Annotated in this window: 24 protein-coding genes and 2 pseudogenes; 8 read left to right on the top strand and 18 right to left on the bottom strand. The window is 61.3% G+C overall.

Going from position 1 to position 26,996, the window contains the following annotated elements; genetic code table 11:
* The first annotated feature begins 5 nt into the window (after window positions 1-5).
* The 5 genes and pseudogenes from CHB96_RS27300 to CHB96_RS27285 all read left to right on the top strand — a co-directional run.
* Window positions 6-1,343 (top strand): MFS transporter, encoded by a 1,338-nt coding sequence (locus CHB96_RS27300; protein ID WP_089252277.1) that lies wholly within the window; start codon window positions 6-8, stop codon window positions 1,341-1,343.
* A 135-nt stretch (window positions 1,344-1,478) separates the two neighbouring features.
* Complete coding sequence (locus CHB96_RS29875; protein ID WP_176444528.1) at window positions 1,479-1,616, top strand: hypothetical protein; 138 nt, start codon at window positions 1,479-1,481, stop codon at window positions 1,614-1,616.
* Between the two features lie 43 nt (window positions 1,617-1,659).
* Window positions 1,660-1,965 carry a WhiB family transcriptional regulator gene (locus CHB96_RS27295; RefSeq protein ID WP_089252275.1) on the top strand — a complete coding sequence of 102 codons (306 nt, stop codon included), beginning with the start codon at window positions 1,660-1,662 and terminating at the stop codon, window positions 1,963-1,965.
* Between the two features lie 71 nt (window positions 1,966-2,036).
* Window positions 2,037-2,533: pseudogene (locus tag CHB96_RS27290) on the top strand (FAD-dependent oxidoreductase); the annotation flags it as partial.
* Window positions 2,533-3,274: pseudogene (locus CHB96_RS27285) on the top strand (dihydroxy-acid dehydratase domain-containing protein); the annotation flags it as partial. The pseudogenes CHB96_RS27290 and CHB96_RS27285, both read left to right, overlap by 1 nt.
* 289 nt (window positions 3,275-3,563) lie before the next feature.
* Here the strand turns inward: CHB96_RS27285 and CHB96_RS27280 are convergent.
* Entirely contained in the window at window positions 3,564-5,651 is a 2,088-nt protein-coding gene (locus CHB96_RS27280) for an amidase (RefSeq protein ID WP_089252273.1), read from the bottom strand.
* A gap of 377 nt (window positions 5,652-6,028) precedes the next feature.
* Between CHB96_RS27280 and CHB96_RS27275 the strand changes: the two genes are divergently transcribed.
* Both CHB96_RS27275 and CHB96_RS30475 read left to right on the top strand, forming a co-directional pair.
* Window positions 6,029-7,561, top strand: a complete 1,533-nt coding sequence (locus CHB96_RS27275) for an APC family permease (protein WP_089252271.1) — start codon at window positions 6,029-6,031, stop codon at window positions 7,559-7,561.
* On the top strand, window positions 7,558-8,373 hold the full coding sequence (locus tag CHB96_RS30475) for an IclR family transcriptional regulator (RefSeq protein WP_089252269.1): 816 nt from the start codon (window positions 7,558-7,560) through the stop codon (window positions 8,371-8,373). Before CHB96_RS27275 ends, CHB96_RS30475 begins: the two co-directional genes overlap by 4 nt.
* 126 nt (window positions 8,374-8,499) lie before the next feature.
* On the opposite strand, the gene CHB96_RS27265 is transcribed toward CHB96_RS30475, so the two are convergent.
* The 16 genes from CHB96_RS27265 to CHB96_RS27185 all read right to left on the bottom strand — a co-directional run bounded on the left by CHB96_RS27265 (window position 8,500) and on the right by CHB96_RS27185 (window position 24,498).
* On the bottom strand, window positions 8,500-9,162 hold the full coding sequence (locus tag CHB96_RS27265; RefSeq protein WP_089252267.1) for an ABC transporter ATP-binding protein: 663 nt from the start codon (window positions 9,160-9,162) through the stop codon (window positions 8,500-8,502).
* Window positions 9,159-10,070 carry an ABC transporter ATP-binding protein gene (locus CHB96_RS27260; protein ID WP_089252265.1) on the bottom strand — a complete coding sequence of 304 codons (912 nt, stop codon included), beginning with the start codon at window positions 10,068-10,070 and terminating at the stop codon, window positions 9,159-9,161. The genes CHB96_RS27265 and CHB96_RS27260 overlap by 4 nt, the downstream gene beginning before the upstream one ends.
* Window positions 10,067-10,888, bottom strand: coding sequence for an ABC transporter permease (locus tag CHB96_RS27255; RefSeq protein WP_089252263.1), 822 nt, complete (start codon window positions 10,886-10,888; stop codon window positions 10,067-10,069). The genes CHB96_RS27260 and CHB96_RS27255 overlap by 4 nt, the downstream gene beginning before the upstream one ends.
* The gene (locus tag CHB96_RS27250; RefSeq protein ID WP_089252261.1) at window positions 10,881-11,957 is read right to left on the bottom strand and encodes an ABC transporter permease; all 1,077 of its coding nucleotides are present in this window, start codon (window positions 11,955-11,957) and stop codon (window positions 10,881-10,883) included. The genes CHB96_RS27255 and CHB96_RS27250 overlap by 8 nt, the downstream gene beginning before the upstream one ends.
* Window positions 11,912-13,531, bottom strand: a complete 1,620-nt coding sequence (locus CHB96_RS27245; protein WP_089252297.1) for an ABC transporter substrate-binding protein — start codon at window positions 13,529-13,531, stop codon at window positions 11,912-11,914. Before CHB96_RS27245 ends, CHB96_RS27250 begins: the two co-directional genes overlap by 46 nt.
* A 1,503-nt stretch (window positions 13,532-15,034) precedes the next feature.
* The gene (locus CHB96_RS27235; protein WP_089252257.1) at window positions 15,035-15,424 is read right to left on the bottom strand and encodes a WhiB family transcriptional regulator; all 390 of its coding nucleotides are present in this window, start codon (window positions 15,422-15,424) and stop codon (window positions 15,035-15,037) included.
* Between the two features lie 31 nt (window positions 15,425-15,455).
* Window positions 15,456-16,688: an MFS transporter gene (locus CHB96_RS27230; RefSeq protein WP_089252255.1), complete on the bottom strand. Its 1,233-nt coding sequence runs from the start codon at window positions 16,686-16,688 to the stop codon at window positions 15,456-15,458.
* Between the two features lie 106 nt (window positions 16,689-16,794).
* Window positions 16,795-17,187 carry a universal stress protein gene (locus CHB96_RS27225; protein ID WP_089252253.1) on the bottom strand — a complete coding sequence of 131 codons (393 nt, stop codon included), beginning with the start codon at window positions 17,185-17,187 and terminating at the stop codon, window positions 16,795-16,797.
* A 65-nt stretch (window positions 17,188-17,252) separates the two neighbouring features.
* On the bottom strand, window positions 17,253-17,606 hold the full coding sequence (locus tag CHB96_RS27220; protein WP_089252251.1) for a VOC family protein: 354 nt from the start codon (window positions 17,604-17,606) through the stop codon (window positions 17,253-17,255).
* A gap of 33 nt (window positions 17,607-17,639) precedes the next feature.
* Window positions 17,640-18,614: a tripartite tricarboxylate transporter substrate binding protein gene (locus CHB96_RS27215; protein ID WP_089252249.1), complete on the bottom strand. Its 975-nt coding sequence runs from the start codon at window positions 18,612-18,614 to the stop codon at window positions 17,640-17,642.
* The gene (locus CHB96_RS27210) at window positions 18,611-19,663 is read right to left on the bottom strand and encodes a substrate-binding domain-containing protein (RefSeq protein WP_089252247.1); all 1,053 of its coding nucleotides are present in this window, start codon (window positions 19,661-19,663) and stop codon (window positions 18,611-18,613) included. The genes CHB96_RS27215 and CHB96_RS27210 overlap by 4 nt, the downstream gene beginning before the upstream one ends.
* Window positions 19,663-20,637, bottom strand: a complete 975-nt coding sequence (locus tag CHB96_RS27205; RefSeq protein ID WP_089252245.1) for a Bug family tripartite tricarboxylate transporter substrate binding protein — start codon at window positions 20,635-20,637, stop codon at window positions 19,663-19,665. Before CHB96_RS27205 ends, CHB96_RS27210 begins: the two co-directional genes overlap by 1 nt.
* Window positions 20,634-22,178 (bottom strand): tripartite tricarboxylate transporter permease, encoded by a 1,545-nt coding sequence (locus tag CHB96_RS27200; RefSeq protein WP_089252243.1) that lies wholly within the window; start codon window positions 22,176-22,178, stop codon window positions 20,634-20,636. Before CHB96_RS27200 ends, CHB96_RS27205 begins: the two co-directional genes overlap by 4 nt.
* A gap of 22 nt (window positions 22,179-22,200) precedes the next feature.
* Window positions 22,201-22,692 carry a tripartite tricarboxylate transporter TctB family protein gene (locus CHB96_RS27195; RefSeq protein WP_089252241.1) on the bottom strand — a complete coding sequence of 164 codons (492 nt, stop codon included), beginning with the start codon at window positions 22,690-22,692 and terminating at the stop codon, window positions 22,201-22,203.
* Between the two features lie 8 nt (window positions 22,693-22,700).
* The gene (locus CHB96_RS27190) at window positions 22,701-23,393 is read right to left on the bottom strand and encodes an RraA family protein (protein WP_089252239.1); all 693 of its coding nucleotides are present in this window, start codon (window positions 23,391-23,393) and stop codon (window positions 22,701-22,703) included.
* Between the two features lie 109 nt (window positions 23,394-23,502).
* Window positions 23,503-24,498, bottom strand: a complete 996-nt coding sequence (locus tag CHB96_RS27185; protein WP_176444527.1) for an amidohydrolase family protein — start codon at window positions 24,496-24,498, stop codon at window positions 23,503-23,505.
* A gap of 184 nt (window positions 24,499-24,682) precedes the next feature.
* Here CHB96_RS27185 and CHB96_RS27180 point away from each other — a divergent pair, with 184 nt between their 5' ends.
* The gene (locus CHB96_RS27180; RefSeq protein WP_089252235.1) at window positions 24,683-25,510 is read left to right on the top strand and encodes a MurR/RpiR family transcriptional regulator; all 828 of its coding nucleotides are present in this window, start codon (window positions 24,683-24,685) and stop codon (window positions 25,508-25,510) included.
* A gap of 161 nt (window positions 25,511-25,671) precedes the next feature.
* Here CHB96_RS27180 and CHB96_RS27175 read toward each other — a convergent pair whose 3' ends face one another.
* Window positions 25,672-26,922, bottom strand: a complete 1,251-nt coding sequence (locus CHB96_RS27175) for an MDR family MFS transporter (protein WP_089252233.1) — start codon at window positions 26,920-26,922, stop codon at window positions 25,672-25,674.
* Between the last annotated feature and the right edge of the window lie 74 nt (window positions 26,923-26,996).

Here is a 26,996-nt window from a genome sequence, read left to right as displayed (position 1 = left end):
ATCCGATGAGTATTCGTGACATCGAACCGACGGTGAAGGACAAGGCCGGCATGCGCCGTGTCGTCGTCGCCGGCGGCCTCGGCACCTTGATCGAGTACTACGACTACGCCCTGTACGGCTATGTCGCATCGATCATCGCGCCGTTGTTCTTCCCCGACGAGGATCCCGTCGCGGCACTCCTGTACACGTTGGCCCTGTTCGCACTGTCCTACGTGATCCGTCCACTCGGCGGCATCTACTTCGGTTGGATGGGCGACAAGTACGGACGACGTCGCGCTCTGATGGTCACCATTATCGGAATCGGCATCGCCAGTACCGCCATCGGTCTACTACCGACGTATGCGACCGTCGGTGTATTCGCGCCGATTCTGTTGTTCATCGTCCGCGTGGCACAAGGCTTCTTCGCCGGCGGCGAAGTCGGTGGTGCAGCAACGGTCATCGCCGAAGCAGCACCGCGCGGGCAGAAGTCGCGTTACGCAGCGTTCGTTCCGATGGGAACCAACGGTGGATTCGCCATCGCGTCGGCAACGGTCGGTATCGTCTCCGGAGTGCTCGCCGCGGATCAGCTCAGCGACTGGGGATGGCGTATCCCGTTCCTGATCGCACTGCCCTTGACCGTCATGTGCTACTTCGCACGACGCAGCCTGCCCGACATCGACCACAACGTGTCCAAGTCGAGCGAGGGCTTCCCGCTTGTCTCGGCACTCAAGTCCTACCCGAAACCGCTTATGCAGGCGATTTCGCTGGGCATCGGGGTCCAGGGTGCGGCCTACATCGGCTCGACGTTCATCGCGATCTACCTGGTGACGAACCTCGGCTACCCACGAGCTCCGATTTACTGGATCACTGCCGGAGTCACAGTCTTCGCTGTTCTACTGATGCCGTTCACAGGGCGCTTGGCCGACCGGATCGGCACGACGAAGGTCGCCACGATCGGTCTCGCGGGCTACGCGATCACCACGTACCCCGCCCTCGTGCTGATGGATCTGCACAACTTGGCTATCGCTGCTGTCGGGTACGGACTGATCATGGTCAACATGGCGTTCCTGCAGGTTGCGTCGTACACCATCACTCCGCAGCTGTTCGACGACGAGGTGCGTTACACCGGTACCGCCCTAGCGACGAACATTTCAGTGGTGATCGCAGGCGGCACCGCCCCGTTCATCGCAACCTGGCTCGTCGACCAGACCGACAACCTCCGGTCCCCTTACTTCTTCGTGTTGACGACGAGTGTTATCGGATTGCTGGCGGTCCTGACGATCTGGAAGGCCGGTAAAGCCCAATCGCCGGTTCGAACTGCCGAACCCTCGATCCTGAAAGCGGGGGAAAGCAGCGGCGACTGAGCGGCGTCAGCTGTACATGACAGTAGGTGGCTATTGAACTTCCCCCAACCGATAGCCACCTACTGTCGGTTGGGGGAAGTTCACTTCTTACGGCTTTGGCACCCTCCTGCGTAACCAGCGTCGAATGCGGATGGCATGCCCGAACTACACATGCGGACCACGGCGCTCGGTGTGCTGCAGGACTACGGCTTCCGTGTCGCTCCGATCACCGGTGAACCGCGTGGACTGGCGGTCGTGTCCGCGCTCACCACGACTGCAGCCGGTCTGGCCTGACCTACACCCGAACGGAAAACAAGTGAGAGTCCGAGACGTTCCGATGAAAACCGCCTGGCTACCTCCTGCCGTAGCAGAAGAGTGGGACTGGCAACTGCATGGAAAGTGCCGCGGCCACAGTTCCTCTCAGTTTTTTCACCCCTCCGACGAACGCGGCCACGCCCGGATCCGCAGGGAACAAGTAGCCAAAGCAATTTGCAGAGGATGCCCCGTCCTTACGCAGTGTCGCGCCTACGCACTCAAAACCCTTGAGCCGTACGGCGTGTGGGGTGGAATGACCCAGTCAGAACGAGCCGATTATCACAGAGCTCAACGGGAGACAGCCTGGAAAACCTCCGGTAACCAATGAGTCCGGTGTGTTGACGCTGGATGCTCGCTCGATGGTGTCTGAAAGACGGGTCCGTCGACCGCTACTTTCTAATGGAGGGTTCCCTGGCCAATATCCAAGAACTCACCACGGCACTCGCGCAACGGGTGCACCCGCATCACGTCGTCGTCATCGGCTCCGGGTTCGGATTCCTGTTCGCCGCGAACAGCCCCGCACGGCCAACGTTGACGTCACCCTGATCGCGAATACCACCACCCACCACCTCTTCCATCCACTGTTCTACCAGGTGGCCGCCGGCATTCTCTCCGAAGGAGAAATCGCGCCTTCGACGCGAATGATCCTCCTGGACTGAGCCAACGCCTCGGTCATCTTCGGTACGGTCGGCAGCATCAACCTTCCGAACAAGACCGTGACGAGCCATTTCGTGAACGCATCACTGAAACCGCCCACGACAGCCTCATCGTCGCCGCAGGCGCAGTTCGGTCGTACTTCGGCAACGACCACTTCGCCGATTACGCCGCCCGTAATGAAGACCATCGACGGCGCCCTCGAACTCCGCGGCCGCATCATCGGCGCCCTTGATCAGGCGACGTCGACACCATCGAACGCGCCATCTGCCCCGGCGAACGCGCGTGCGGCGGCATGTACACCGCCACCACGATGGCGAGTGCGGCCGAAGCCATCGGAATGTCGTTGCTCTGCAGCGCATCTCCACCCGACCCTGATTTCCGACGCGACCAGTTCGCACATGCGAGCGGCGAGGCCGTCGTCGAGATGCTCCGACGCGGTATCACCGTGCGCGACATCCTGACGAAGGAAGCATTCGAGAACGCCATCGCCGTCGTCAAGTCGGTCGGATTCGGTTCGGACGTGTTCACCTGCACCGCAGGGGTTTTCGAGATCGGACGTACCGCGATGGACGTACGGCACCATCTCCGCGAGCGACGTCGTCGTCATCCGGTACGAAGGACCCAAGGGCGGGCCGGGAATGCGTGAGATGCTTGCCATCACTGGCGTGACCAAGGGCGCGGGACTCGGCAAGGATGTTCTGCTCCTGACCGACGGCCGATTCTCGGGTGGAACAACGGGACTGTGCGTCGGGCATGTAGCGCCGGAAGTCGTCGACGCTGGGCCTATCGCGTTCGTTCGGGACGGTGACCGGATTCGCCTCGACGTAGCCGAGGGCACCTTCGTCGTACTCGTCGACGACGCGGAACTCGACGCGCGCAAAGAGGGTTGGGCTCCGCTGCCTCCGCGCTACACGCGCGGGGTGTTGGCGAAGTACTCGAAGCTCGTCGGCTCGGCGTCGAACGGTGCAATGCTCGTCTAGGTCGGACCATAGCGACGCCGATGAACAGTGGAGCGAACCGACACCCGCTGGGCATCGTTGTGTCTGCACCGAATACTCACCGGCGGGACATACATGCAAACTGAGTACGTCCGCCGGTGAGTTCGGTTACTGACACTAGGAGCATGTTGCAGAAAGCTCCGTACCCACTCCTCGACAGGGCCGGAAAAAACCCGTTCATTCCGATCGCGTCGAAGAAACTTGGGGTGGCAGATTGGGCACCTTCCGCCGTCGGGTTCCGCGCCGAACTACGTACACGGACGGCGGAAATCTATCGGGTAGGCAACACTCTGGTGTCGGCCGACGCATTGCCCGCACGATCCTTGGACAACGTGACCAACCGAATTCCGTCTACCGGGCCGGCATCACCGGCGGAGGTGTAGCGATCTAACAGGACAGTCGCCTCGTACGTTCCCTGGTTCGCCTCAACCAGTGAAATTCGATCACCATTCGCGGTGAGCCAGAGATCGGCAATTCCCGACGGGTCACTACTGGTCACCGTGACCTCGACGCGAGGCGTCAGCCCGCCTCTGTCGACGTCACGGGTTACCACAGACAGTTCCGGAGCATCGGTGTCCTGCCGCGTCTCCGGTCGTCGAGTTTCGTCGTCGACGATCTCGACTCGGTCTGTATCCAGTGCAGGCGTCCTCACAGGCAAGGGACGGTGGTGAGTAGCCTGCTCGTACGCGAATGCATACGAGAGCAGTTCGTTGTCCGAGTATGGCAGCCCCGCAAACGTCACGTTCATCGGCATGTCAATGTCGTCCACGAGCCCCATAGGAACGGACACGCTTGGAATTCCGAACTGGCGCATCACATGATCGGTCGCCGAACGGCCCACGCCGTAAGACTGGGCATGCTCGTTTGCCTCGATATTGATGTCGGAGTCTTGCGCCGCGATATCGGCCACGGCGGGAAAAGCGAGTAGATCGAGGTCGTTGGCCGCCAACCACGAGTCGAAGTCCTCTTCCCTGGTCCTGTCGTATCCGGCGAGCGCATCCCCCAATCCATCCATCGTAAAGATGTCTTCCGGCATCCGGTCAACGATCGCGTCGATCCGCGTCTGCCACGACTTCGTGGTGGCTGCGGGATCGGCTGGAAGGCGTGAGGGATTGGGGAAGATCGTGGCCGGATCGACATCACCGAATGATGTGTAACTGGGATCCTCGTTGCTCGCCAGGAATTGCTCCATCCAGAACGACGCGAGATCGCCTCGCTCCAGCGCTTCCCACTCCTCCGCGACGTAACCTCGCGTATACATACTCTCGGCACCGGGCCGATCCTCGAAAAAGTTCTCTACCAACGGGAAATCGACTTCGACGACTTCTGCTCCGAGTTCCGACAACTCCTGCGCCGTGTTGTCCCACAGGTCGATGACCGACTGACGAGTTGCGATCGGGGTCTCGCTTTCGTCGTCTTTGTTCAGATACATCCGAGGTACGCCGATTCGCTTGCCCTCGAGCGAATCGGTTTGTTTCAGATCGTCGTACGACTCCGGCCGCACGTCGTCGATGTCCGGGATCTCGATGAAGGGCTGCGTCAGCCAAAAATCACCTTCAGGACGCTCGTCACGAGAGGCGACGACATCGAGGACCGCCAGGGTGTCTTCGACACTGCGGGTATGCGGGACAACGACGTCCCTCGTCGGCCACAACGGCCAGTTACCCCTGATCGACACGACACCGCGGGAGGGCGTGTAGGCGACCAAACCGTTGTTCGAGGCCGGTGACCTTCCCGACGAGACCGTTTCCTCTCCCATGCCGAACGTCGCGAAGTTGGCAGCCGTGGACGTTCCCGACCCGTTCGACGAACCTGAGCCCCACGCTGCTGTCAGATATTCGCTACTGTAGGGACTTTCGGCTCGACCGTATTCCCCTCGCTGCATACCGCCGTTCGCCATCGGAGGCATGTTGGTCTTGCCGAGAACGATCCCGCCCGCCTCGCGAATCTTCTCGACGGTGAAAGCGTCCTCGTCGGCCCGCAACCCCGCGAAAGCAGGAGAACCGGAAGCAACAGTGAGACCGTCGACTTTGTAACTGTCCTTGACGGTGAAGGGAATTCCGTGCATCGGGCCCAGAATCGTTCCCTCAGCGCGGAGTTCATCCATTCGCGCGGCATCGTCGAGTGCCTGCTCGTTCATTACGTTGACCGAGTTCAGGTTGATCCCCCCCGCGTCGTACGTCGCGATCCGATTCAGGTAAATCGCAGTCAGCTCCACGCTAGTCAGCGTCCCTGACTCCATTGCATCGGTGAGGGACGCGATTGTCGCCTCGTTGATGTCGAAGAATTCCGACTCAGTCCCCGATGAATTCGCCTCGGGTTCGGTTTCGATCGTCGAACATCCGACGACCAAAGCCACCGCAACCGCTGTGATCAGAACCCCTTTCGCCGTCGATTGTCGGGCTCGTCGAGCATTCAATGTCGTGGCACTCCCATGTGAATCCCGCGTTCGAGACACGAACGTGCATGAACGCGACTGAAAGAAAAATTCGGTCAAGCCGCCAAGTCAGCGACACGATCAGGCTACGAACCACGCATCTCCGTTTCGTGTCCCTGAAGTAACTCGGGAGATGTTCGAAACGAGACTGCACACGCCGCCGCGTGCAGTCTCCCCAACAGACCCCCGCCGCATTCTCATTTGGAATGTTCCGCGCGTAATACAAGCGTTGCAGCTCGTTGACCGACTTTGCGTAGACTCCGTCTGCACTATCGAACAGGGACCGAGCGGAGCTTTTAATGCAACACCTAACACGTGCAGTCGTCGAATCGCTGCACACGTCGGCTCCGCATCGATCACCTCCCCACGCAGGGCGCAGACTCGGCCGAAGTCAGGTCACACGCTTCGACCTCCTCGGCCAGGCTCTCGCATCGATGGGGCCCGCCGCCGTCACGGTCAGCGTCGTCAGCACATCGACGAGATCCGGCTCTCCGGCGAGTTTCGTAATCGGGTTCATAGTTGCCGTGATGATCACGGTAGGAGTCGCACTATGCCTCGGTGCACTCACGTCACGAATAGCAGCATCGGGTTCGATCTACAGCTACGCGTTCGAGGCCTTCGGGCGCCGTGCCGCGCTTACTGCAGGCGCCGCACTCCTGATCAGCTACGCGCTGGTTGCAATCAGCACAACCTACAAAAGCGGACAAAGCCTTGCTGTGATGGGCGACTCCATCGACTTCAAGGACTACGACAGATCGACTGGTCTAATACTGTCGGCTTGCGTCGGACTGTGCATTATCGCCACTCTGATCATCGGAGTGCGGAGGGCATTCCGTGTGCTCATCGCTGCCGAAGTCGTCGCACTGTCTGGCATCGTCGGGATGCTTCTGTACTCGGCCTTCCACGACATCGGCCCAATCGACGTAGCGATGGTTGCACCGACAATGCAATCAGCGGGAAGCGATTTCATCGGCATCCTTCTAGCCGCAGTATTTTTCGGTATCCGTGCGATTAGCGGGTACGAAACAGTTGCCTTCTTCGGGGCAGAAGCCGAACGGCCGCTTACCTCCACAACATGGGCAATTCGAATGTCGTTGTGCATCACATTACCGCTCTACATCCTGGCAGCGATTCTCGGCGCCACCGGCCAGGCCGACCTGGTGTTCGTCGCGTATGCAAACCCCAGCGATCCAGCGGTACCGCGGGCGCTCGGTACACTGATGGCGATGTGTCTCTCGATCACCTGGGCTGCAATCGCATTGGGGGTCTTGAACGCCGCGTCACGGCTGATCCACGCGATGAGTCTCGACGGCAACCTCCCGTCCAGAGGTGCTGCTGTGTCGAGACGGTTTCGGACGCCGTTCGTAGCGATCATCGCGGTGACCACCGTGGTGTTCAGCACCGGTCTGATAACCAACACGCTCGATACCTCCCGAAGCGGGTTGAGCGGGAACGAAATTCTGCTTGCACAGATGACGAAGATCGTCATAGCAGTAATCACCGTGGTATGCGCGATGCGGGTACTGCGACGAATTCACGAGTTGTCTGTGATCGTACGGGTATGTGGCACGTTCGCTTTGGTGTCTCTCGCGATCGCATCCATCTGGTACGCGATCGAGGCTTCGTCCGCCGAACGGTTATCTGCGTTCCTTCCCAGCATCACGATCGCGAGCGTTGTAGCAGTGTTGGTGTCCTTGCTCGCCGGAAAACCGTCCGCCGCCGAGAACGTCTCTACATCCAGTACCTGCCGTGCTGACCTTTCGGACGTTTTACCCACGACGATGAATCTCGCACAGATCCAGTCGGATTCGCCGCACCGCGAGCCGAAATGACCGATGTATTCGACGGTGGACCAACGGGTGTCTTCAACGGCCGCCAGCCGGCCGCAGCTCAACGGATACTGACCGTCCTCGAAGCGGTCGCGCACAGCGGGCCAGGCGTCACAGCCAAAGAGCTAGTGTCCATGACTGACGTCCCGACACCGACCATGTACCGAATGCTGAGTATGTTGGTTTCCGACGGATACCTGGTACGGGTACACGATCTGACTGGATTTGCTCTAGGAAGCCGTGTTACGGAGATCGTCGCGGCAAACGAGAACAACACGCGCGTGGCAGCCTTGCGGCACATAGCGAATGCAGCGCGCCTGCAGGTAGACGCCGCCGTTGTCGGTGCATTGTTCGTCTACGGGCGCCTCGTACTGATAGATCCCGATCCCGTCCATACGGTCAGCAACATCACCGAACTGCCCCGACAGTTGCACGCGAATGCATTGGGGAAGCTTTTGCTGGCGTTTCGGCGCGAACTCATTGCCACGGTGAGCTTCGAACGGCTCACACGACATACGCACGTCGTCCCCACGACACTTGTCCCGGAGTTGGACTCAATTGTCCTGAGCGGCATCGCGTTAGAGAGAGGCGAGTCACACTCTGATCGTTCGGCAGTCGCACGGGCTTGGCACGGACCCTCCGGTCTCGTCGAGGGTGGAATCTCGATCATTTGGCGAGGCGACCAAGGACCGCAGTCGAACTCCCGCTTCACCGAGTACGCCGCACTCCTGGAGGAGTTGTGTATCCGAAGCACGTCGCCGACCGATCTGGACTCGCACCGGACGTATGCGTCTCGACCCGAGAACCAGAGGTAGGTGGCGTGACCCTTCGGAAGGGTGTGCGCCGGTGGTCCGGACCAGTTCTCGTTGCTATGAGGGCATAGTCGGCGCTCACAGCTACTGATCACAGTTACGGCGGGTTCACCGTCTGCACCGAGACCGTCACGGTGTAGAACACTTTGTGCCCGTGTGGACGCCATCGTCCACACGGGCGCACAGCGCATTCAGCAGTTCGGTGTCGTGGCTGATGAGCAGAACACCCATTCCCGACTCTTCTGCCTCGTTCCGGATCAACTGCATGATCGACGCCGTCGTGGCCGCGTCGAGCATCGCCGTCGCCTCGTCGCAGATCAGGTATTTCGGCTCCTGCGCGAGCGCGCGAGCCACACAGGCGCGCTGCAATTGGCCGTCGCTGACCTGGTGCGGACGACGCGTCAGCAGGTCGGGAGTCAGGCCGACACGAGCGGCGAGTTCCCGAGCCACGATCTCTCTGCCGGCGATCGCGGCGGGCTGTTCGATGATGGCCTGCAACGTCATTCGCGGATCCGTCGCGGATCGGGGCGACTGGAAGAGCATCGCGACCTGTCGACGAACGTCCGACGGCACGCCGAAGCCGCTGCCTCGCACGGAACTTCCGTCGATGGTCACGGTTCCGGCCTGCGGCGCAAGAAGCAACGACAGTACCCGTGCCATCGTCGACTTTCCGGATCCCGACGGCCCGGCGAGCCCCACCAATTCCCCTGCCGGCACCGACAGGGACGCGTCCTGCAGTACGTGCGACGTGCCGGGATATCCCGCGGTGATTCCGATTGCGTCGAGACTCATGCGCTCAGTCTCGTTCGGTACGACCTGTTTCCGACGGTCACCAGTTCGGTCGGTCCACCGGACATGAGCGTGCCCGGTCTACGTAGGTGGTAGACGCACTCGTCCGGTAGATCGGTCAGCTGTGGCGGCGTACCCGGCATGGGATTCAGACCACGCGACGGCAAGGCATTCACCAGATCCTGGGTGTAGTCGTGCAGGGGCTCGTCCAGAACCAGTGCCGCAGGGCCGGTTTCCATGATGCGCGACGCGTACATCACGGCGACTCGATCCGCGACGGCCGTCCGCATGAGCGATGACAGATCGTGCGTGATCAGCAGGACGGCTGCCCCGTCGTCGGCGCATCGCCGCAGCAGATGCAGGATCCGGTCCGTCGACTCGCCGTCGAGGTTCGCCGTCGGCTCGTCGGCGACGATCACTGCGGGATCACCGACGAGCGCACCCGCGATCGCGACACGCTGCGCCATACCTCCGGACAGTTCGTGTGGATACAGATCGAGGTCGTGCGGGTCGAGACCGACAGTGCGCGCGAGGTCGTCGCACCGTCGACACGACCCCAGCACTCGGATGGTCTCGTCGATCTGTGACCGTGCCGTACGCACCGGCGTCAGGTAGGACGACGCGGACTGTGGGATCAACGCGACGTCGCGGCCTCGGAAGCCGGTGTCGGAGAAGACATCGACGGTTCGATCCTCGGTCTCGACCGTGATCGAGCCCGACACCGTCGCCTCCGCGGGCAACATCGCCATCACTGCCGCCGCGAGAATCGATTTCCCGCAACCGGATTCACCGACCAACGCCGTGACCGTCCCCGCCGGGACTTCCAGATTCACGCCGGTCGCGGCGTGTACGGTCGTGCCGTCGCCCAGTGGGATTCGGACAGTCAAGTCGTCGATCGTCAATGCAGTCACAGTCGTAGCTCCGAGGGCTTGGGCGGCACGATCGCGGCACGCAGCGACGAGCCGGCGACGGCCACCGACACCGTTGCCAGAACGAGAATTCCGGCGGGGAAGACAAGGGTCCACCAACCGCCGAGAAGCAGCGAGCTTCGCGCTTCGGACAACAGGGTTCCGAGGCTCGGCTCGTGCGGCGGCAGTCCGAAGCCGAGGAAGGACAGGGTCGACTCGTGCCAGATCGCGTGCGGCAGAAGCAGAACGACAGCGATGAGGGCTTGCGGAAGGATCGCGGGGACCATGTGCGTGGTGACGACGTGCGTGCGCCGTGCCCCCGCGAGTATCGCGGCGTCGACGTAGGGTCGTCCGCGCAGTCCCAATATTTCCGAGCGCACGATGCGCGCGACCTGCGTCCAGTGGGTCAGCGCGATCGACAGTACGATCGCGACGAGGCTACCGCGAAACATCGCGACGATGACGATCCCGAGCAGCAGGTGTGGCAGCGCGTTGATCGCGTCCGTACTGCGCATGACGATGCGGTCGACCCAGCCTCCCCACAGCCCTGCGATCGTGCCGACCGCGGCTCCGATCACCGTCGCCAGCAGCGCGCACGCGGCCGCGATCAGCAATGACGTTCGGATGGCTGCGGCGCTGCGTACGAACAGATCTCGGCCTGCCGAGTCGGTACCGAACCAATGCGACATCGACGGTCCTTGCCTGGCTGCCGCGAAATCCGTGACGCGATCGTCGACTCCCGACAGCCACGGCACGAGGATCGCGTACAGCGCAAGAGCGGCCAGAACCGTACCGGCGATAACGAGCCTGCGTCTATCCATCGGTCTTCACCCGCGGATCCAGAAGCGCGACGACCACATCGGCGAGAAGCGAGCCGAGAAGCACCGCCAGTGTCGTACCCACGGTCAAGAACGCGAGTAGTGCCATGTCCAGATCTCGCGCGGATTGCACTATGGCCCCGGCGATTCCTGGCCACGAGAACACTTCCTCGACGAGGACGGCCCCGACGACGAGTTCCGGCAACCGCACGCCGACGACGTTGACGAACGGGGCAAGCGACGTCGGCACGATGTGCCGCCGCGTGATCGTCGCTGCCGGAATCCCACGCGAGACGGCTCCGGCGACGAAATCCTCTCCGCGTGAGACCGACACGGATTCACGAACTGCCAGCAGCAACCACGGCGACTGCGACAGAGCGAGCACCGCCACCGGAAGAGCCAGGTGCCGAAGCACCCCGCCGACCGTGGGGTCAGCGCCCGCGTCCGTCAGCCCTGCGACGGGCAGCCAGCCGAGGCCGAGTGCGAACAAGGCGATCGCACCGAGCGAGAGCACGAACGGCGGCAGGCCCTGAATCGTGATGCACAGAGCAGTGATCGTCCGGTCGAGCAGTCCCCCGCTACGAATCCCGGCGACGACGCCCAGCACCAACGCCACCGTCACCGCAAGTGCCAATCCGACGCCGGCGAGCAGCAACGTCCAGGGTGCGCGTTCGGTCAGCATCTCGGCGACGGACTGCCCGAACGACCGCGACATTCCCAAGTCGCCGGTGAACACGCCATGCAACCACTGCCAATATGTCGTGTACCAGGGCTGATCCAAGCCGAGTTGCTCGGCGATCAACTGCTTGTCGGCATCCGACGTCGTCGTGTACCGAACTCCGAGGTAGGAGACGAGGGGGTCGAACGGCGATACCGACGCGGCTGCGAACAACCCGGCGGAGACAGCCGCACATACCGGAACGACGAACAACAGCCGCCGTCCGATCATCGCGAGAATTCCGCGACGACGCGTGTTCGGATCGTGCCGCGCAGTTGCCGTCGCGTCGGGCCGCGCGATCGTGGCCGTCACGACTGCCTCGTCCACGTCTGCAGCGACCACCAGGGTCCCCATGTCACACCGTGCGCGTGCGGTTCGAGGATCGGTCCGGACTGCGTCCACTCCGAGTCCTTGGACACGTACGTGTGGTCGAGGAACACCAGGTAGACATAACCGGGATCGTCGACGTAGGAGCGCTGCATGGCCCGGTAGGCGGCGTCGCGTTCGGCCGGGTCGAGGCTACGGCGTCCCGTCTCGAGGGCCGCGTCGACAGCCGGGTTCGAGTAGTCGCTCGCGTTGTCGTAGAGACTTCCGACGCCCGGCTTCAGGAATTCGGAGTCGAGTGCGTTGTACGCCTGCGTGTCCGGGTCGTACGGTTCGGATCCGCCGCCCAGGAGCGTCGCGTCGTACGAAATGCGCGGGTCGATCCGATCCCAGGAGAGAGCCTCGAGATTCACCTCGACGCCGACGGCCAATGCATCGGATGCGAATGCTTGCGCCAGATCTCGTCGCACCGTGTCCGACGCGTTGTACATGATCGAGAACTCCGCACGCACACCGTCCTTGACGCGAATGCCGTCGGGCCCGTCGACCCACCCGGCCTCGGTCAGGAGCCGCTTCGCCTCGGCCGGATCGTAGGGAAACACCGCTGTCGGCTCGTACGCATCGCCGTACACCTCGGGAATCGGCGTCGCCGCGGCCCGGCCGTGTCCGCCGAGTATGTTGTCGACCATCGATTGCCGGTTCGCGGCGAAGTTCAGTGCCATTCGTACGGTCTTGTCACCGGCGACGGGATTGTTCGTCGGCAGGGACACCCCTCGCCAATCCGCAGACGTGTTGGCCGTCAACGACATTCCGCTGTTTCCGTCGAGAGTCTCGGCGAGCAGCGGCGGAAGGTTCGTTCCGTCGAGCTCCCCGGCTGCCATCCGTTGTGCGCGAGTGTTGTCGTCCGGCACGTACAGCAACGTCAGTTTCTTCACTTCCGGTGCTCCACCGAAGTAGTTCTCGTTGGCCTCGAACACTGCTCGTTCCGGCGACAGGTCGACGAGCGTGTACGGACCTGTCCCGATCGGCGCTGTGTTCAGGCTGGATTCGGCAGCGAGGCCAGGCGCGGCAACCGATTCCGACGGCACGATCCCGATCAGCAGCTTGGTCGGAAAGGCCGAATACGGGTAGGCAAGTCGGAACTCGACCGTCTGCGGGTCGAGCGCAGTGACATCGGTGATCATGTCGAACGACGACCGCGCCTCCGATGCCGACGCCGGGTCGAGGATGGCGTCGTACGTGGCGACGACATCCGCGGCGTCGAACTCGGACCCGTCGGAGAACGTGACGCCCGTACGAAGCGGAACCGTCCACACCGTCGCGCCGGCGTTCGCGTTCGGAAGTTCCGCCGCGAGGGATGGTTCGAACCCGGGCAGGCCCTCGCCTCCGTCGAGTTTCAGCAGACCGTCGTACATCTTGGCTTCGCCTGCGGCACCGTAGCCGGCGATCGGGTTGTAGCCACCGAGTTCGTAACCGTCCGCGAGAACGAGACCGTCCTGGGGCGACGAGCCCGACGAGCCCGACGAGCTCGTCGGCGCGCTGCACGCCGCCAGCGCGAGAACACACGCGGATGCAGCGCCCACAGCCAGTCCTGACCGAACCATCGACCCTCCTTCGTTCATCTGAGCACTTGTTCAGATGAACGAATATTCCCACACTTCACGCCGAACGGCAGCGCGACAACCGAGTACCGCCCGGTCGTCCGTCGAGGACTGTCAACCCAGGCAGGGCTCAGACCTCAACTGCCACAGCGATTTGCGCCCCTCGCCGCGATGGCGCGACCCGCGGTTGCCCCAAGAGCCGGGTGCGGCAGCGCATCCTTGGGTAGCTGGTTTCCGCATCCGAGTGGGGAGTGCTTTCGCGACGATGCTCGCCACCAGTCACACCGCTTCCAGCGCTTCCTGCTGCGGTCGGTTCGCCACCGAATCAGTCGCGCTGTACATCGTCGGGTCGAGGATAGCAATGCTCGGCAGGATCAGCTAAACGCGGTGTCGGCGCGGCCCCGCTTCACGCAGAGAAAGTGTTGGCAGGAGCTCTAGCAATCGATGCTCGAAGCATGTCCAACGTGAATGCACCGAATAGGTTGTTCAGCTAGCAGAGTCGGCCTCGAGCCCGCAGTGTCGGCGTGTTGATGATGACGATTGCGGGTTTCTCCCAGAATGAAGCGATGCGACCGAAGTGGACTGTCGAATTCGTCGCTGAAAGAGTCGATCTCGTTTGGTTCGTTACCGAGCTCGAGTGAGGCCGATATCGATTGGCTCAATCCTTACTGAGGAACGCCACGTTCAGTAGGTCGTGGGTGGGAGCGAAGGTCATGACACGAAGCGTTGCCTCGACCCCTATCCCGTCGCTTCGTCATCGATTCGTACGAAGCGGCTGTACGCCGTTTCCACGTCGCAGCTCACACCGACACTTTCTCGATACGAACTAAAAGGTGTTGCCTACGAAACCGTGTGGCGTCAGGTCAAACCGTGATCACGCGGGTCACGTCGGACCTTGTCCGAGTCGCCCCCGGCAAACGCTGATCCACGAGTGGCCATGGCCTCGGGCGAGCAATGCTCGAAGATGTCCGCGGTAGTCGTGCGCACCAGTTCTTCAGCCAACAAACGCCGGTCTTGACCCCGCGGCGTCGAGATGATGGTTCGGCACCGACGATCATGTGCACCCCGTGATCGCGTCACCAAGCCTGCTTCCTCGAGCTCATCGGCGAGAGAGTTGATCTGGCGTAAGTCGAGACCGAGTTCGCATGCGGCCCTGCGTTGGTCGATTCCTCCTTTGCTGGAGCACGTCACTGCCAGCAAGCCGTAGGTCTGGTTACGAAGGCCGTGAACACGAAGTGCCAAATCGATACGAGCAGTAGCGATCCGGTGGACATTCGCGACGTGGATGAACAGAAGCTCAGAGCCGCAGGCGCTGATTGGGTGTCGCGTGGTCACCGTCGGCCCCGCCGTCCGGCCTCGACTACAGCGTGGACCACAGTCGCCATCAGCCGGCTCCTGTTCTGATCGTCGTCGACATCGTGCACTTCGACTGCGCTGCGCTCAGGTGATCGAACGTCGTCGAGTCGGATTAGAGCTCGGGTTGCATCGCGCCAGTGGGCGGTGTTGTCATGTGTGGTGCTCACGTATTCGCTTGATGTAAAAGCGCTTCGGTGGCCCTATCCGATGGTGTGAGGTCTTCTCAGGCAGCGAACGGGACTCCCCGGATCGAGAAGCAGGTTGTCGAAGTATTTCCGATCGTTCTCGTGCGGTAAGCCCACCCCAGATCCCGTACGGCTCACCGCCTTGAAGTGCATATTGGCGACAACGTGCGAGTACTGGGCAGCCGTTGCATGGTGCTTTCGCGTCGAGCTCGAACCGAAGGAGAGACGATCCCCTCAAACCAACCGGCGGAAAGTAGGCCTCGACCCCTACGTCTCGACACGATGCGTTCAGCTGCCAGTCCCAGTTCTCTGCAACGGGATTCGGTAGCTGAATCGCCTTGAATTGGTTACGCATCCTTGTCACCTTCTTCGAGATGTCGCATCCGTCAATGAGTGGTGGTCGATGGTGGATCGGTGGCCGCTGGCCTACTTGCAATTGCGGCAGCGACGATCAGCCCGGCTGTCACTATCAGGGCGGCTCGGACGGACACGATTTCGGCGACAGAGCCGTTGAGAGCGGCGGAGATGGGCCGCGTGCCAAGGAACGCCATGGACCACGTCGCCATCACTCGACCGCGCAATTCGGGAAGAACGCGTTGCTGAATCATGACCGACGCCGAGGTGAACGCGCACGTCATTCCGGCACCGCACACCCCGAACACAACCAGGGTCAGTACTTGCGAGGTCGCGAAAGCAGCCGCGGTGAGGGCCGCTGCCGTGGCCAACAATCCGCTAGTTGCGATGACTGCTGAACCGACGGCCCTACGTAGCAGTCCAGTCAACGCAATGCCGACTCCGCAGCCGATCCCGAATGAGGACGCGATCAAACCCACATAACCCGGGGATGCCTGGAGCTGATCTGCAAGCGCGGGAGCCAGCGTCAGAGCAGGCTCTGCGGCCAGCGCAGCTGCTGCCGTGCATACCATCAGCAGCCTGATCGGCCGATCCCGCACAACGTATGCTAACCCCGCACGAATACTGAAGTCAGTGCCTACACGACGGGGTCTGGCTGGTATTCGGACGATCAACAGGATCCCAGCGAGCACCAGGTTTGTCACCGCGCCCGTGACAAAAGCTGCACCAGGTCCAGCTCCGACGATGATGGCTGCAGCAGCTGCCGGGCCAACTGCTCGCGCGATCGTCATGGGAGTGCTGTTCAATGTGACAGCAGCGCCGATCTCGTTCGGGCGCACCAGAGTCGGCACGATAGATTGCATGGCGGGGCCGCCGAGCACGGTGCCAAGTCCGACGACGAATGCCGTCACGATCAACACCCACGCCCCCGGAAGATTCTCCGCGCCGCCGACCGCCCAGATACTCAGAGCCGTCCCGAAACCTCCGAGGGCGGTGATAACTCGGCCAGCAATGATTTGCCTGACCGGATTTCCCTGGTCTGCGAGACGGCCACTGAGCGGGGCAAGGAGGAGCTGCGGGGTGAACTGAGCCACGCTCACCAGACCGACCAAGAACGCGTCCCCGGTCAAGCTATAGGTCACGATCGCGTTCGACACGTTGAGTATCCATTGACCCGTCGTTGTCAGCAGTTTGCCGAAGAACACCGGTCCGAAGACCGGGTCCACGAGCAGGCGCGTCCAATGACGGGGCCGGGGCGATGTCACGAAGCCTTCACTGCGTTGTGATCACTGTCAAGCGCGGAATGCCCTGGTGCAGAGTCCCCTAGCTGGCATGCAGACGAGCGTGTCTCGGTTGCGGAATCCAGACCACTCACGAAGACTTGACGGCGACGACGGGCTGTCGTGCGTGGCTCAAGATTTCCAGTGCTGCACTGCCGAGCAGTAATTTTCCTACTGGCGAGCGTCCGCGGCTACCGACCACAATCATGCTGATCGACACATCCCCGGCGACGTCGAGAATGTCTGCGGCAGCCGACTGTCCCCGGCGAATCTGGCGGATCGCCAGTGAGACTCCGGCCTTCTCGGCCGACAATCGGACGCGAGCCAAGTCATCATCTGTTGCAACTCGATCGTCGGTGAGGGACTCGCCGCGTGCGGAGTTCACGACAAGCAAGTCTTCTCGTCTTACTGCTGCCTCATCGATGGCGAAGGCGAGTGCGGCTTCGCCTGCCGAGGACGGAACGTAAGCGGCCAATATGGTCATTCATTGCTTCCTTCAGAGATCGGCTTCGGATGTTGTGAGTGCACAGGGGAATTGTGCTGTGCTGCTCAGTCGGTGAACTGCCATGTCATGCCGCCCGGATCGACACTGTTGCTGACCGTTCGCCCGGTGGCTTCCACGAAGTGGTTGGTTTTGGTGAACGGCACGCCAGCTTGTTCCAGGGTCGAGATGTCGCCTGGTCCGCCGATCTTGAATGCCACGTGGTGGACATATGCCTGGGCAGCGGACGGTTCTGGCCGAACCTCGAACACCACCTGACCTTCCCCTGGCAACGCAACTTCGACCGAACCTCGTGCACCGTCGAGGCGGCGCAGTTCTTTGAACCCGAGCTTGGTCAAGAACGCGAGTGTTCCGTCCAGATCGGGTGTACGGACGTCGATATGATCGACGTTGGTAGGCATAAAATCTCCTGGTGTTCAAGATGGATGTATAGGTCAGTTGTTTGCGTCGAGGATGGGCTTCGCGATCTCTTCCTGCTCGGCCCAGGCGTCGGACTGCTGCTCTGGATCGAGGAACGACGCTGCGAATCCAAGCCCCTCCACGGCTTTCACGAACTCGGGATCCGCGACTACTTCTTCGAGGGCGGCGGAGTACGCGTCGATAACCTGTGACGGCGCACCTGCAGCGACGCCGAAGCCGTTGATGGTGTCCTGCGCGAGGTCGTAGCCGAGCTCGGATGTCGTGGGAACGTCCGGGAACGTCGGGGTACGTTCGGATCCGATTGTTGCGAGTACCCGGAAATCACCCGAAGTCACGCTGGCCAGCACTGCACTCGGCGCAGCGATGATGACATCGACCTTGTTCCCGAGCAGAGCCGTGACTTTGCCCGAACTTCCACCCTCGAAAGGAATCAGATTGAACTTCACACCCGTGGCGTCCTGCACACCGGTCAATGGGAGAAGGTCGTCCACGGCCCCGGCTGCGATGTTGAGTGCTTTACCACCCTGGGTCGACGTGGCGGCGAGGTCACCAAGGGTCTGATAGGGACTGGCCGAATTGACGACGATCAAGCTGCCGAACGTGGTCACAGCGCCCACCGGATCGAAACTGGTTCGGTCGTAGTCGACATCGGTCGCGGGATCGAGATAGCTGGTGACCGCGGAGGGGAAGTTGACGCTGCCGATGACGCTACCGTCCGCTGGTGCCGAGGCAATTTCTTCGAGCCCGGCCTGCCCGCCTCGTTCGGGACGGTTGAGTACCTGCACCGAGGTTCCCAGTTTCTCTTCGAGCCGTGGTGCGACCAGTCGCGCCACGGTGTCCGTACTCCCGCCCGCGCTGAAGGGAATGATCATGCGGATCGAGCTGACGTTGTCGGGAAAGGACTCCCCCGAATTGCCGCCGGTGGTGGTGGCACAGGAGATTGCGAACAGTGGGATCGCGGCGAGGACGGCCGCGCGGCGGAGCTTCATGATCGGTCCTTTGTCGGGGCGAGGGAGGAATGAATATCGTTGACGGGGAGAAAGAGTCGCTCGACGTCGAGCTCTCGGGTGATGAGCCCTTGAGTCCGTGCGTAGCGCACAAGTTGTTCGATCGACGCTCGGTTCGCGTCCAGACCGTAGGGGTTGAAATCACCCTTCACGACATAGTTTTGTAAATCGAGCGCGTACCGATCGGCGTCGTCGCGAGGTCCCTCGGCGCTCAGACGTGCGCGGTACGCGTTCTTGCTGTCCGAGAACAGCGCATACAGTTCGTCTGCCAACCACGGAAACTGTTCGGCGATGTCGGTGTCGAGTGCGACGACGTGATTGACCGGGAAGATTCCCGTCTGCCCATAGGCAGTGGCAGCGCGCTCGAAGGCGTCGGGAAACAGTGGTCTTGCCACCTTTGATTCGAGTTTGGGATCCATGATGACGGCAGCGTCGATATCGCCCGATGCCAGCAGGGCAGGAAGCGTACTGCCGGCTGGTGCCCGCTCGACGAAATCCGGGTCCACGTAGTCGGACACATGTGCGCCTTCTGTAGTGACCCATCGGATGTCGCTGTGTGCGACTCCGAATTCGTCGGAGAGAAGTCCTCGTGCCCACACTCCGGTAGTTTGCGAGTAGGCCCGCACGCCGACGCGCCGACCGATCAGGTCGCGCGGATCGCGGATGGTGGACTTCGCCCCGACCACAATCGAGCGGTAGTGGAAATCCCGGTTCAAGACGATCGGCAATCCGATCAGGGGCCGCCCGTGTTCGATGGCCATGGCGAGGGTGTTCAGCGGCATTTCAGCGAAGTGAAATGTGCGTTCTTCGACCATCATTCGAAAGGCCTTCGGCAGAGGCTGTATATCGTGGAGGTCGAGTTTCACCCGCGGACGCGCAAGCCCGCTGGCGATTGCCTCGACGACACCGCGTCGCCCGAGCGCGGTGTCCAGTACAGGTGCACCGCCGACTCGGCGTGGGGGGTGCACCCGACGGTGGTCTCGGGCAGGCTGCACGAGTTCGCCTGCTTTCCTGCTCGATGGCGCGGACATCACTGCCCCTCCTGTTCGATCACTCTTTCGACGAGGGACTCCGCTTCCATCCATTCCTGGCCGTACCGTGCTGGGTCGACGAAACCGCCGCTGTATCCCAATGCTTCGACTTCGTCGATGAATTTCGGTTCTACGCTGATTTTTTCGAGTGCATCGGAAAGCACGACGAGTGCTTCCGGATCGGTTCCAGCGGGTGCGGATAGCCCGATTCGGGATGCGAGCACCAAGTCGACGCCTTGGGACTGCGCGCTGGCCGTGTCGGGAAGTCCGGGGACTGGATCGGGGCCGAAGACCGCAACGACTCGGAAGTCGCCGGACTTCACACCCGGGATCATTGCTACGGGGGCTCCGATGATGGCGTCGACCTTCTGCCCCAACAAGGCGGTGACCTCTCCAGAACTACCACCGGCGAAGGGGATGGTATTGAACTCGGCCCCTGTGACACGTTGTATCTCCGAGACCTGGACGCGGTCGTCGAGCGCCCCCGCGGCAAGCGTCACGCTGCCGGGGTCCTCGCGTGCGGCGTCGACAAGGTCCGTGAGGTTTGCGAACCTACTGTCGTCGTGGACTGCGATGACAGTATTGAGCGAGGTCACCCCACCGATCGGAGTGAACGATTCTCGGTCGAATCCAACCTCGCCCGTGCCGAGGTAGGAGGTGATAGCAGAGGGAAGATTGGTGAATCCGATCGTTGCACCATCGGATCCGGCTTCAGCCAGTTCTTCCATGCCTGCTTGGCCATCACGTTCGGGTCTGTTGAGGATCTGAACAGGTACGCCCAACTCGTCCTCGAGTCGTGGAGCGACCAGCCTTGCGATGGTGTCGGAGGTTCCACCGGGGGCGAAGGGGACAACCACGGTGAGGGCATTGAGGTTGTCGGGGTAGGGGTCGTCGCCGGAGGCAGAATTCGTCGTGGCGCACGCGGCCAGAAGCAGCACGCTGCACATCGCGGTAGCGACAGCTGTTCTTCTCATGATCGTCCTCGAGAGCTTCGCACGGGGCCGGCCGGTGATTCGGAGGTGACTAGGTTCGCGTTCTGCGACCTTTTGCGAAAGGTGCGGGAGATCGGGATCGCGGCAAGCGCAAGGGCAGTGATGGTGTAAACGACCACAGCGGTTGTACTGCTGAAGAACACCGTGGGGCTTCCCTGAGACAGGGCCATCGACTGACGGAAGGATGTCTCCATCAAATCGCCGAGAACGAGCGTCAGAGCGATAGGCGTGGCCGGTATGTCCAGTTTCGACAACAGGAATCCGAGGAGTCCTGATGCGAGAAGGACCAGAATGTCGAATGTGCTGTTCCGGAGGCTGTACGCGCCGACGACAAGAAACACGACCACAACGGCGTAGAGGACCGGGTACGGGGTCTTCAACACCTGCGTCCAGATTCGGACGAGAGGGACGTTGAGGATCAGGAGAATGACGTTGCCGACGACGATGCTCGCGATGATCGTCCACGGGACTTCTGGGTTGTCCGCGAACAGAGTCGGACCTGGGATGAGTCCGTTCGAGGTGAATACACCGAACATGATCGCCATCGTCGCCGACGAGGGGATTCCGAGAGTGAACAATGGAATCATGCCCGCCACGCTGAGTGCGTTGTTGGCCGATTCCGGTCCAGCTACGCCTTCGATCGCGCCCTTGCCGAATGGGGTGGGATTCTTCGACAGCTTCTTCTCGAGCGAGTAGGAGGCGAAGGCGGTGGTGGCGCCGGGTGATCCGGGAACAAGACCGAGAAAGAATCCGATGATCGATCCTCGGGCGATCGGTCCTGCCGAGCGTTGAAAGTCCTGCTTCGACGGCATGAGCTTGCCGACTTTCATAGCCTTGCGTTCCTGCAGATGTCGCTCCACGCTGGCGAACAATTCGGTCAGGCCGAATAGACCCATGATCACAGGAATGATATCGAGTCCGTCGATCAGCCCGTCCGTGCCAAAAGTGAAACGTTCGGCACCCGATAGCGGATCGCGGCCGACGGTGGCCATCAGCAACCCGAGTGCGACGGCGATCATTCCTTTGGTCATCGACCGACCGACAAGTCCTGCAGCAATAAGGAGCGCCAAGACGGTGAGGGCGAACATCTCCACCGGCCCGAGTGTGACTGCGAAGCGTGTCAACGGAGTAGCAAAAACGAATCCGACTACAGCGACGATGCAAGCAATGAACCCACCTACAGCGGAGATAACCAGTGCCGGCCCCGCTCGGCCGATCTTGGCCATGGCATGGCCATCAAGTGTTGTTGCTACAGAGGATGCTTCACCTGGGACCTTCAGCAAGACCGCAGTGATGGAACCACCGTAGGTGGCGCCGTAGAGCACCGCAGCCATCATCACCAACGACGCTGTAGCGCCGAGCTGAAATGTGAGCGGAAACAACAGAGCTGTGGCCGCGGCGGGCCCGAACCCGGGAAGGATGCCGACGATCATGCCGACGAGACATCCGATCAATGCGTAGAGCAGCATCTCGGGAGCGAGCACATTGCCCAGCCCTGAGATGAACTGGTCGACTGAATTCACGACTGAATACCTTTCACTCGTGTTAGAAGCTGAGGGGCAAAACCATGCCCAGGCCGATGGCGAGGCCGAAATAGCACACGGCCGCTATGACGATTCCGGCGATCACGCTGAGTCTCAGCGATTGCGCGAAAACGAATTTCAGAATGACGAACGTAATTGCGAAAATCGTGATGCGGAAGTCGATGTACTCCATCAAGAACGCCGGAACAGCCAACGTTGCAACCGTGATGAGGATGCGACGGTAACCACTTCGGTCCGGCCACTCGATCGGCTCCTCCGGCTCCGGTACGGACCGGCGCCACGTCTGCAACGCCCACAGCAGTCCCAGCACCAGCATCGCCGCCGAAATGACGGCGGGAAACAACCCCGGCCCTACGGGCTGGTTGGAACCCTCCAGCCCGTAGGTGACCGACCGTTCAAGCGCCAGAGCGGAGAGAACGATGGTGCCAGCGCTACCCCAGACGTCCCGGCGATGCCGCTGAGAGGTGCCTGCGTCAGAGAGATCGGTAGTCATGCCGATACCTATGCCGATGCTTCGGGTGCTGTGTAGCCACGTGAGACTAGCTTCTTGTCGACCCAGGAGTCGTCGCGTTCGCCGGACAGCGCCTTGGCGATCGAAATCTCCTCAGCAGCCAGCTTTTTAGCTGCCGCCGCATGGATCTCGGTGACCGATCCGTAAGGCACGCTGACGACACCGTCTGCGTCCCCAAGAACGAGGTCGCCCGGTTCGATGATCATTCCTCCCAGGTTGATGGGAACGTTCACTTCACCGGGGCCGTCCTTGTACGGTCCGCGATGAGTGACGCCACGAGCAAATACCGGGAGCGAGCCTGCGCGCAGAGCGGCCGCATCACGCACTGCGCCGTACACCACCAGACCAGCGAGTCCCTTTGCGACTGCTGCCGTGACCATGATTTCACCGATGATGGCGTTGGTGAGGTCACCCCCGGCGTCGATGACGAGCACATCGCCCGGTTCGATCATCGACAGTGCCTTGTGGACCAACAGATTGTCGCCCGGTCGAGTCCGGACGGTGAGGGCAGGTCCGATCATCTTGGTGGCCAGATCGTTGTTGAGCATCGTGACGTCCGCACCCCCGGCAGCCATCCGGTTCATGCAGTCGCTGACGTTTGCGACCGGAATATCGACGAACAATTTCGCGACGTCGGCGCCGACTGCGCGCTCTCGCTGGTGGACTTCGAATCCGAGTGTCATGTGAAGGCTCCCTACATGTCGTTGGACCCAGTCAACGCCGGGTCGAGGCATTGCGGTGGGTTTCGGTGCGCCCCATTTCGGGGCGCACCGAAGGCTTTGAGTTGTTGCGTCAGATCGTGGCGCGGGTGTAGAGCTTGCGGGCGTTGCCGGAGAAGATCTTGTCCTTGTCTTCCTGGCTCAACCACTCGATGTCGTCGACGAAGGACACGGTGTCGTCGAACAACGTCCCGGTCTCGGGGTCGACGGCTTTGGCAGTTCCGAACGGCTCTGCCGCGTAGACGATGTTGTCGGCACCGACCTTGCGGATCAGCATCTCCATCGAATCGCGGTCGTAGAGTGCGGTGTCGAAGTAGACATTCTTGACGCGCTCTTCGAACGAGGGCTTACCCTGCAGAACATGCAAGGCGCGGTGGCGGTTCCAGTTGAACGGCAACGATCCGCCGCCGTGCGGAATGATCAACTTCAGACCCGGGAAGCGGTCGTAGATGTCGCTCCAGCAGAGTTCGAACGTCACTGCGGCGTCGGCGCTGGTGTAGTGCGAGCCGTTCAGATGCAGCGCAGGATTCACGGTACTCGAGGCGTGTACCAGTGCCGGGACGTCGTACTCGATCAGTCCCTCCCACAGTGGGTTCCACCATGCATCGCTGATTGCTGGAGTGAACGGTTGCCCGCCGCCCGAGACGTCAGGGTTGACGTTGCAGCCGACGAAGCCCATCTCCTCGACGCATCGACGAAGCTCGTCGAGGCAGTTCTCCGGGCTCACTCCAGGTGACTGAGGAAGCTGCGCCGCGGGAATGAACCTGTCCGGCAACAGATCACAGACACGCTTGACGAGGTCGTTGTTCGTTTTCGTCCAGTAAAGGCTCACACGTGCGTCGCCGATTTCGTGTCCCATGCCGGAGGCTCGGGGGGAGAAGATCATGCGGTCGATGCCGAAATCGTCCATGCGCTTCAGGTTGGCTTGCAGCGACGCGAGAATTTCATCGTCGGAGATCTTCGGCGTTTTCCCGGCCGTGGGACGGTTCAACGAGCCCAGTTGGCGTGCACGGTACGCGTCGAGCTGAGGCGGCGCCGTCGTGTAGTGGGCATGCGTATCGATGATCAACGCTGTTTCTCCTGCGATAGGAACGGTCGGTTGGCTCACCCGGTGCGAACTGGGACTGACATCACCAGTCGGACCTCGGTGTGATTGCTGACACTAGAAGCAAACTTGCAACAAGTCAAACACTTCGCAATTTTTCCTGCGGACATCGCGTTGACCTCGGACTATCGGGTTAGTATTGCCCGCAATGAGCTTCTACGACTCTCTGGAGACCAACACGCACTCGCTGACCGCGGCGGAGCGGCGCATCGGCAGCATCTTGCTCTCCGACCGCGCCGGCGCGCCTTTCCTGCGTGCATCGGAACTGGCCCAGAAGGCCGGCGTTCACGAGTCGACGGTCGTACGGTTTGCACAAAAGATCGGCTATGCCGGCTACATCGAGATGAGAGCGGCGCTGCGAGACGACAGCCGGGACACGATGGACCGCACGATCGCCATGCGGGCCGAAGGCGAGAAGTTTTCCCTGGCTGTGGTCATCAACTCGCAAATCGAGGTGCTCAGAAGTCTTCCAGAGAAGATTCCGCAGGAGCGGATCGACTCCGTGGTTCTCGCTCTCATGGACGCTCGAAGGGTCCACGTGATGGGGCACGGGCTCTTGCTTCCCACGGTGGAATTTCTTCGTGCGAAGTTGTCTGCGACCGGACTGCATATCGACGTCATCACGCAGACCGGGCGTGAGCGGGCGCAGCGATTGGCGGCAGTGGGCGCCGACGACCTACTGGTCGTGCTGGCGTTCTCCGAGGAGTATCACCGTGTCAGTGAGCAGGTCAAACTCATCGAGCGGCAGGGAACGTCGATTGTTCTGCTGACCGAAGAAGACACTTTGCTCGGCGGAAACCTCCCCGAACATGTGTTGGCCATCCCGCGGGATCGCGCTCGCCACGGGGTCATCGTGTCGATGACTGCCCTGTGTTACGCGCTGAATTATTCAGTGCTGCTGAAGAGATCCGACGACTCACGGCATACGCGCGATCGCGTTCAAGAATTGCTCGATGCCGCCTCGGATCCCATCTAGATTCGGCAGACATCTTGTTTCGGAACGAACGAGCCGCGGTTCCTGCCCGGCAGTGGGCAGGAACCGCGGCTCGGTTCTCTGTTGTCTGTGACCGTCGGACAAGATTCGGCGGAACCGAGTCGTGTTGTCAACACTTTGATTTCACACCGGTGTCCGCTTCTTCATGCCGCCGGCGTTGCGAGTTCGCTGTCGGCCAATTCCTTGACGCGGATGTTTCGTTGGCGCCGTGACGAGACCGCGATCAGTGCCAAGGCGAAGCACACCCCGGCACAGCAGAACCACAGAATCTGTGCGCCGAACTTGCCGAGAATGAAGCCGCCTACGACTGGTCCCAGAAGCGTTGCACAACTGACGCTCAGAGCGAACACACCGAGGTAACGACCCCGCATGTCGGGTCGGGAGAGCTCGGCTGCACTTCTTTGTCTGCTGGGTGCTGCTCCCATCTCTCCGAGCGTCCAGATGCTGACTGCTGCGGCATACATCCACCAGAATTGTGCGAAGCCCTGCAGGCCGACTCCGATGCCGATCACGACGATGGATACGGCAAGGACACCTTCTCTCGGAAGCTTTCGTAGATAGCGAGCTGCGGGAACCTGTAGGGCGCACAGCATCAGTCCGTTGATGGTCAGCAACAGGGCGAACTGCTGGTTGCTGTAACCCTGCGCGGTCATCGCAACAGGCAAGCTCGTCGTGGACTGAATGTAGACCATCGCGTATAGGAAGTTGATTCCGACCATGCCGACAAAGACCCGGTCCTTGAAGACCGTCAGAATCGATCCTGAAGAAGAGGCAGTGGGTGCTGATTTCTTACCGAACGGCTTGTTGGGTGTGTGCTCGTCTTTGACCAACGTGGCGATGAGCGCGATTGCACCGACGAGCATAGCTGCTTCGGCCCAGAACAACAGCGAAAAGTTGTGCTGCGCAAGCAGACCACCGAAGATTGGCCCTAAAGCGTACCCGAGGTTCACTGCCCATTGCTGATAGGAAATAGCGAGATGCCATTTTTCCCTCGGAACTATTTCGACAACCATGGTGTTCATTGCGGGTTGCGCAGCTCCGTTCGCCAGGCCGAACAGTGTGAGAAGTATCGCGAGGGACACGTACCCGTCCACCAGCGGGATCGCGACCATCACGGTAGCCGCAGTCCCTTTGCTGGCGATCAATACCTTTTTTCTGCCGAACATGTCGGCCAGGATGCCGCCCATGAAGGTCGATCCGACCAAGCCGAATCCGAACGCGCCGACGAAGGTGCCTGCCTGCACTTCACTCAACCCGCGTTCTTGCGTTAAGTAGATCGTCATGAACGGAATGACGAATCGGCCGATCCACATCACCAGGATGGATATCCACAAACCCCAGTAGCGTGCGGGAAGATCTAGAAATCCAGTTTTCGAACTCCTTCTACCAATCATTTACACTCTCCGAATGAGGTGATGGCCGGGCGTCGGTGCCCGGCCATCACCGTTGTGTTTACTGGTCGGTTGAT

The organism is Rhodococcoides kyotonense, from assembly GCF_900188125.1.
Lineage (GTDB): Bacteria > Actinomycetota > Actinomycetes > Mycobacteriales > Mycobacteriaceae > Rhodococcoides > Rhodococcoides kyotonense.
This window is presented reverse-complemented; position numbering and strand designations above follow the sequence as displayed.